The organism is Paenibacillus ihuae, from assembly GCF_001368795.1.
Taxonomy (GTDB): Bacteria; Bacillota; Bacilli; order Paenibacillales; family Paenibacillaceae; genus Paenibacillus_AQ; species Paenibacillus_AQ ihuae.
In genome coordinates this window covers 29,841-34,774 of record NZ_LN831206.1, presented here as the reverse complement: position 1 = coordinate 34,774, position 4,934 = coordinate 29,841, and the positions used below count along the sequence as shown (strand labels likewise).

The 4,934-nt window shown below is 53.3% G+C and carries 4 protein-coding genes and 1 pseudogene; 1 reads left to right on the top strand and 4 read right to left on the bottom strand.

From position 1 onward, the window contains the following. The 4 genes and pseudogenes from AQR02_RS29645 to AQR02_RS29630 form a co-directional block, all read right to left on the bottom strand. A pseudogene (locus AQR02_RS29645) lies at window positions 1–428 on the bottom strand (HAD family hydrolase); the annotation flags it as partial. A 448-nt stretch (window positions 429–876) separates the two neighbouring features. Next, entirely contained in the window at window positions 877–2,223 is a 1,347-nt protein-coding gene (locus tag AQR02_RS29640) for an ABC transporter substrate-binding protein (protein ID WP_054943905.1), read from the bottom strand. Between the two features lie 34 nt (window positions 2,224–2,257). Continuing rightward, window positions 2,258–3,100 (bottom strand): carbohydrate ABC transporter permease, encoded by an 843-nt coding sequence (locus AQR02_RS29635; protein WP_054943904.1) that lies wholly within the window; start codon window positions 3,098–3,100, stop codon window positions 2,258–2,260. A 32-nt stretch (window positions 3,101–3,132) separates the two neighbouring features. Next, window positions 3,133–4,014, bottom strand: coding sequence for a carbohydrate ABC transporter permease (locus AQR02_RS29630; RefSeq protein ID WP_054943903.1), 882 nt, complete (start codon window positions 4,012–4,014; stop codon window positions 3,133–3,135). Between the two features lie 220 nt (window positions 4,015–4,234). Between AQR02_RS29630 and AQR02_RS29625 the strand changes: the two genes are divergently transcribed. After that, a complete protein-coding gene (locus AQR02_RS29625; protein ID WP_054943902.1) occupies window positions 4,235–4,795 on the top strand; it encodes a GbsR/MarR family transcriptional regulator in 561 nt (186 codons plus the stop codon). Window positions 4,796–4,934 lie beyond the last annotated feature (139 nt).

The window sequence follows — 4,934 nt, the reverse complement described above, 5'->3', positions numbered from 1 at the left end:
GCTGCACAGTCATCAAGGAAGCGCAGCAGGCCGGGCAGAGGGAGGGCCGGACGGTTCCGCTCCAGCGTCTCGTCCGCTTCCTGGCGGCAGATTTCCGCCAGCTCCATCGATTCCGCCCAGGATAGGCCCAGCAGATAGCCCTGCCAGGAGAGAATAGCGTAAAGGTCGCTCATCGTCCCCATGGCCAGCGGGCCATTGCGGTCGTAGTCAGTGATTTTGCCCTCTGCATTGTGGATGGTCCCAAGCAGTGAGGCGAGGTACTGTGCAGGGAATTCGAGACCGCGCTCTTCCAGTTGCCGGGTGAATTGCTCCAGGAAGCACTCGGCCCAGCTTCCCCAGAGGGAGACGAACTCCAGAAGTGTGCCGTCCTTGTCGAACAGGATCGCGGATATGGCATGATTTCCTTGCGGAGTGATGAGCTCAGGCATGGTGCGGCCCCCTTTAGTCAACCGTTATGTCATGTCATTGAATTATTCGTATGCCAGAATACTGGAATAAACATAAGTCCATTCTCCCAAATTACTTCGTTTGGAGTGCCATCTATGAGCTGCTAAGACATTAATTGCATTTTCTACAACAGCTGAACTTTAACTGGGCTGAGAACTTGCATCTATTGCACTTTGTACATCTGAAATTGGTGAAATAGATGCTTTTGGCCCTAAATCAGAAAATCAACTGTACGAAATACAACAGAAGCCAACGTACCGCAGGAAAATGGACTTTCTACTGCACAAAGTGCAATCATTCTCGAAAGTATAGACATTCCACAAACTGAAAATCACTGAAATCACTCTAGGAGTGCAGCCATTCCAGATATTTTCACTTTAGAAGCCACCGCTTCTTTTACAGGCGGCACCCCTCTAACTATGCCGCTGATTATTTCAGCTTATCCAGTGCCGCCTGGGCAGTCTGCTGCGCTTCCTTGAGAGCCTCGGCTGCCGGAATATTCTCGATCTGGACCTTGTCCGCAGCGATAGTTAGCGCATCGTTGATTTTGCCGCCAGTTGGATCCTGGAACGGGGCGGAGGCATGAGATGCCTGCATCAATGGGATTTTGATCTGCGGATTGGTCCCGCTGAACGAGACGAATGCCGGATCCTCCAGTGCAGACTGGCGGACAGCGATGTAGCCGGTGTTAATGGACCAGAAGGCAGTATTCTCAGAGTTCGTGAAGTACGCCAGCCATTTCAGGGCTGCCTGCTTCTCGGCATCTCCGGCCTTAGCCGGAATACCGGCCATAATCGCCTGTGCCACCGGCTTGCCTTCACCCATTCCAGCCCAGCCCGGCTGTTCCATTGCGGAGACGATGCTGAAATCGAGATCTCCCTGGTCACCGCTGGAGCCGATGTAGCCGGCTGCCTGGCCTTTCATCACATCGTCAATGGTCTTGTACCAGTACTCCCAGCCCTGTCCGCCGGAATGGATCCGCATGATCTTATCTTCATGAATCCATTTGCGGAACAGGTCCCAGGTCTCGATCCACTCAGGGGAATCGATCGTTATTTTCTTGCCATCTTCGCTAAGAATGCTGCCGCCCTTGCTCAGCACGGCATCGATCATATTGCCGGAGCCCCACATCGGCTCCCAGCCGTAGAAGCTCGTTTTGTCTCCGTTTTTGACAGCCATTTTCTCTGCTGCCGCAGCGAGGTCTTCCCAGGTCTTGATCTGGCTGGCGTCAATCCCGCTTTTCGCAAAAGCATCCTTGCGGTAATACATAATCTGTGTCGTTCCGTACATCGGAAGGAAATATTGCTTGCCGTCGACCTGGCCCTGGCTCAGGAAGGTCTGGACAAAATCCTCTTTATTGAAATCCGGCTGCTCCGCAATCAGCTCATCCACCGGTGCAAAATATCCCTTGCGCGCCCAGTCTATATTGGAAGAGAGCACAGCAGCAGGTACCTGTCCGGTGGCGATGGCCGCCTGGAGCTTCTGCTCCGTTTCCGTATAATCCGCCTGCACGATGCCTTTGACGATCACTTCCTGCTGTGAGGCGTTGAATTTCTGAATGAGCTTCTCCATATTTTCCCCAAGCTTGCCGCCGAGTCCATACCAGAATTCAATCGTTACCGGTCCGCTTGGGGCCGCAGCAGCTTCAGCAGCAGGAGCAGACGATGCTCCGCTCGCCTCCGTAACATCATTAGAAGCGGTATTTCCGCCGCAAGCCGTGAGTACTGAGAACCCGGCAATCATGGACATCGCTGACAACCTTTTTAATACGTTCATCATCATTCTCCTCTTTGTTTGAAAATGTAAGATTTTAGCCTTTGCTGGAACCGGCGGTCATATTGACACTTTGCATAATCGTTTTTTGCGCCAGCAGGAAGACAAGCAGCAACGGGGCGATGGTGAAGCTGCTCGCGGCCATAATCAGCGGCCATTTTAATCCGTAAGCACCTCCTTCCACGAAGAAGCTGCGCAGACCGGCGGACACCAGCTGCAGGCCGGGATCCTTGGTAATCAGCATCGGCCAGAAATAATTGTTGTACTGCTCGATGAAAGTAATCAGCGCAAGTACCGCGAAGGAAGACCTTGTGACCGGCACCAGCACCGTCCAGAGAATCCGCATATGGGATGCGCCGTCCACCTCACCGGCCTCGACCAGCTCATGCGATACCTGCAGGAATGCTTGTCTGACCAGAAAGATCGCAAAGACGCTCACACAGTTGGAGAGAATCAGGCCGCCGTAAGAATTGAGCAGATGCAGCTCGGATAGCACCAGATAACCGGGCAGGTAGACTGCGGTAGCAGGTACCATGTAACCGAACAGGATCACTCCGGCAAAAACACCCTTCAGGCGGAATTTCATATGTGTAAGCGCGTAGGCCATCATGCCTGAGTTGATCACCTGCAGAACGACGATGGCGGTGGCGACGAAGATGCTGTTGCCCATATACCGTGCGAATGGAGCCTCGTTCCAGGCTGCGGCAAAATTGCTCCAGAGCGGTACCTCAGGCCAGAGTGTTGGCGGGGAGCGCCAGATTTCATCATTAGTTTTCAAAGCGCTGGTAACCATCCAGTAGAACGGAAAGGCCATCAGCAGGGCAATTACGGCGAAAAAAAGTTGGCGGACCGGTTGGACCAGCCGGGTGAATATACGCAAGCGGTGAGACCTCCTTTTGGATAGACGCAAAATCACTGATAATGTGTGGTCCGTTTACTGACGCCGAGCGAGAATACCGACAGCAGCATGCAGATGAAGACCAGAACCACTGCCACGGTTGAAGCCTCACCGATCTGGAAGGACTCGAAGGCTGACTGATAATACAGATACAGCAGGGTGCGGGTGGAGCCGGACGGGCCTCCCTGTGTCAGGACATTGATCTGATCGTAAGCCTGAAGGGCTTGGATAATCTGCACCACGAACAGAAACAGGGTGGTCGGCGAGATCAGCGGCAGGGTAATACGGAAGAACTTCTGCAGTGCGCTGGCCCCGTCAAGCTCGCCGGCTTCCAGCAGATCGGAAGGGACATTCCGCAGCGCCACCAGATAAAAGATCATCGCCCAGCCTACCGATTTCCAGACCGTTACGAACAGCACGCCGATTAGCGCCCACTTGGGGTCCTGCAGCCAGCCGATCGGTTCCAGGCCAAGGAAATTCAGCACGGTATTGGCGAGTCCGACATCAGGCTCGTAGATCCAGGACCAGACAATGGATACGGCGACGGTTGGCGTAACCCACGGGGAGAACAAGAGCGCCTGGTACAGTGCGGAGCCTCCCAGCTTCCGGTTCATCAGCAGCGCAAGTCCGAGTCCGATCGAGATGACCGGCAGCACGCTGCCTGCACAGAAGAGCACGGTGACCCTCAGCGCTTTGTAAAAGGAAGGGTTGCTGAAGAGATCGGCATAGTTTTGCAGCCCGACAAAGATTTTGTCCGGACTCATGAAGTCCCATTCCGTAAGGCTGAGATACAGCACATACAGCAGCGGGGCAAGCCAGAATAGAATGAACGGGATCATCGCCGGCAGTGTGAACAGCACCGGTTTTAGGCCGTTTATTACCTTGGAGCGTGTCATTTTTGTTCGGATACCCCATTCCATCGTCTAAGTTTTGCGGTATAATGCTGAAGAAGTGCACTCTGTTCAAAAAAAATTGTACACTCAAGCAGACGTCTTATGGTCAAGCGGAAGTAAAGCACGTTTAGAAATTATGTAAAATTTGCAGAAATGCTGCTGTGTTGCTTCAGTTTTGTGTAATGTAGAGAAAACAAGTCTAATTGGAGTGAAGGTGCAGCGAATGAAACAGGCCGCATTTGGCGAGGACAATGGGCAGTTATCCCCACGGGAGCAAGTGCTGCGTCCCATGATTGATGCGATTGCGCAGACTATGGATTTATACGGGGCAAATTATTCCTTCGGACAGCTCTACGGGATCATGTTTTTTGAGGATAAGCCGATGACACTTGAGGAAATGAAGCAGGTTATGAATATGAGCAAGAGCAATATGAGCTATGGCGTCCGTTCACTGATCGCCTCCCGGATGGTAACGAAGCTTGAGGAGAAGCGGGACCGGAAGGAGCTGTATGCGGCGGAGACGGACTTTTTTCAGGCGTTCAGGAATTTCTTCACCTTGAAGCTGCAGCGGGAGATTGACGTGATGCAGGACGCGATGGGAACGGCGGTGCCTGAGCTGGAATCGTTGATCCAGGCCGAAGATACTCCGGAGGAAGAGCGCCAGTCCTGCCGCAGAGACCTGGACAAGCTGCAGCATGCGATGGATTATTACAGCTGGCTGCAGCGTTTTGTGGACGGGTTGGAGGAAGGGAAAGTGTTTGGCGGGCCTGCAGGCAGGACGTAAGTTCAGTGCATCAGGCCGCAGCGTTCAGGAGTGCCGAATAACGGGCTGTGGTGACGGGGCGAGCGCGAAAAACAACGGTAAAAATCCCGTTGATTCTGCCGCCGGCAGGCCAATCGAGGAAATCAACGGTAAAAATCCC